This window comes from Streptomyces bobili, assembly GCF_002154575.1.
Classification (GTDB): Bacteria; Actinomycetota; Actinomycetes; order Streptomycetales; family Streptomycetaceae; genus Streptomyces; species Streptomyces bobili.
In genome coordinates this window covers 1-2,384 of sequence record NZ_MUBA01000612.1, presented here as the reverse complement: position 1 = coordinate 2,384, position 2,384 = coordinate 1, and the positions used below count along the sequence as shown (strand labels likewise).

The following is a 2,384-nucleotide window of genomic DNA, read 5'->3' as shown; positions in this document are numbered from 1 at the left end:
CCGACTCCCCGTGGGCCCGCCGCTTCTACCGCAGGCGCCCCCGCGCCCGCGCCAAGGCGGTGCTGCGGGCCTACCACCACGACCGCCGCTGGGCGGGCCCCCGGCGGGTGCTCGGCGACTGGCTGGGCGGCAAGACCGACGCCGAGCTGATCCGGGCCGCCGACCACCGCTGACGGTGGTGGCGGGGGCGGTCGCTACTTCGTACCCGGAGCCTCGGCGGACTCCGCCTCGGCGGGTTCCGCGGTCTCGGCCCCGGTCTCGGCCGCGATTTCGGTCTCGGTCTCGACCTCCGGCTCCTGCGGCTTCTCGGGCAGCTCGGCGGCCAGGGCCGCGGCGGCCTGCACCAGCGGCAGCGCCAGCAGCGCGCCCGCGCCCTCGCCCACGGTCACGCCCTGGTCCAGCAGCGGCTCCAGCGCCATCCGGTCCAGCGCCTTGGCCTGCCCCGGCTCCCCGCTGCGCTGTCCGGCCAGCCACCAGTCCGGCGCCCGGAACGCGATCCGCTGCCCGACGAGCGCGCACGACGCCGCCACGACCCCGTCCAGCACCACCGGCAGTTTCCGTACGGCGCACTGCAGCAGGAAGCCCGTCATCGCCGCGAAGTCCGCGCCGCCCACGGCCGCCAGCAACTGCAACTGGTCCCCGAGCACCGGCCGTGCCCGCCGCAACGCGTCCCGGATCGCGGCGCACTTGCGCATCCACGCCAGGTCGTCGATCGCCTCGCCGCCCCGCCCGGTCACCACGGACGCGTCGGTCCCGCACAACGCGGCCACCAGCACCCCCGCCACCGTCGTCCCGCCCACGCTCACATCGCCGAGCACGACCAGATCCGTACCGGAGTCGGCCTCCTCGTCCGCCACCGCGACCCCGGCGAGGAAAGCCGCCTCGGCCTCCTGTGCGGTCAGCGCGTCCTCGACATCGATACGACCGCTGCCGCGCCGCACCCGGTGCCGTACGACGTCCTCGGGGAACGCGTCCGGCTCGCAGTCCAGCGACATGTCCACGACCCGCACGGCGATGCCGAGCCGGCGGGCGAGCACGGACACCGGCCGGCCGCCCTCCAGAACCTCCCGCACCAGCTCCGCCGCGCTGCCCGCGGGCCGCGCCGAGACGTCCAGCGCGGCGATCCCGTGGTCGCCGGCGAACAGCACCACCCGCGGCCGTGCGACCGGCCGAACGGGCACCGAACCCTGCGCCGCCGCCAGCCATTCACCCAGGTCGTCGAGGCGGCCCAGCGATCCGGGCGGCACGACCTGACGTTCCCGGCGCGCCTCCGCGTCGCGGCGCACCCCGCCGTCGGGGCGCTCGATCAGATCGGTGAAGTCGTCGAGATTCAGCGAGCTCATTCGCCGAACAGTACCGGCACCGATCGCACGCTCCGGCGCCACATCCGCACCACACCCCCACGACGTCATTGCGCCCAAGATCGGTATCCCATACGTTCCGTTTTGCTGCGAATTGCCGCATACCTCGACGTTCTTCACGGAGCCGCTCATGCCCCCCAGGCCCATCCACGAGCCGCGCCGCGACAACTGCCCCTGGTGCGGCTCGAAACGCCTGCGCAACCGCCTGCGCGCACCCGACCTCCTCCACCACCGGCCGGGCACCTTCGCCGTGGACGAATGCCGGGACTGCGCCCACGCCTTCCAGAACCCGCAGCTGACCGCGGAGGGGCTCGCCCTCTACCACCGCCCCCCGGCCAGGGACCTGCCCGGCGCCTGTGCCGAACGCGTCCTCGCCACCCGCACCCGCCGGCGCCGGCTCCTCGCCACCGCCCGCGCGATGCTGCCCTACCCCGAGCCCGAGAGCTGGCTGGACGTCGGCACCGGACACGCGCTGTTCCCCGAGGCGGCCAGGGAGGTCTTCACCTACACCTCCTTCGACGGCCTCGACCCCACCCCGCGGGTCGTCCGGGCCCAGGAGGCCGGCCGTGTCGAGGAGGCCCACCAGGGGCAGCTCACCCACCCGGCGACCAGCGCACGGCTGCGCGCCCGTTACGACGTCGTCAGCATGCTCGGCCATGTGGAGCACACCCTCGACCCGCGCGCGGAACTGCGCGCGGCCCTCCTCGCGCTGCGGCCCGGCGGGCATCTGCTCCTCGAACTCCCCGACCCGCGCAGCGCGTTCGCCGCGCTGCTCGGCAAGTGGTGGGTGGCCCACGGCCAGCCGCGCCACCTCCACCTGATCCCGCTGCCCAACCTCCGCGCCGAACTGGAGTCCCAGGGCTGCACCATCGTCAGGGCCGACCGCAGCGGAGCCCATGTCCCGCACGACCTCGGGGCGGCCCTCGCGCTGTCCCTCTCCCGGTCGGTCCCGTCCCCCCGTACGCCCCTCCTGCGACCCACCGCCCGGGGGGCGGTGGCTCGCACCAGGGCCGTACGGGGGGA

2 protein-coding genes are annotated in these 2,384 nt (G+C 75.1%); one reads left to right on the top strand and one right to left on the bottom strand.

Annotated features, from left to right (window positions below):
* Positions 1–194 precede the first annotated feature (194 nt).
* Positions 195–1,343 carry a nicotinate-nucleotide--dimethylbenzimidazole phosphoribosyltransferase gene (gene cobT, locus BZL64_RS34900; RefSeq protein WP_086773079.1) on the bottom strand — a complete coding sequence of 383 codons (1,149 nt, stop codon included), beginning with the start codon at positions 1,341–1,343 and terminating at the stop codon, positions 195–197.
* Positions 1,344–1,491: 148 nt separating this feature from the next.
* Between cobT and BZL64_RS34895 the strand changes: the two genes are divergently transcribed.
* The coding region (locus tag BZL64_RS34895) for a class I SAM-dependent methyltransferase (RefSeq protein WP_107430407.1) at positions 1,492–2,384 on the top strand (893 nt) is incomplete at its 3' end.

Excerpts from the sequence above, each read along its gene's own strand:
- cobT (WP_086773079.1), bottom strand. The coding sequence starts at position 1,343 with ATGAGCTCGCTGAATCTCGACGACTTCACCGATCTGATCGAGCGCCCC.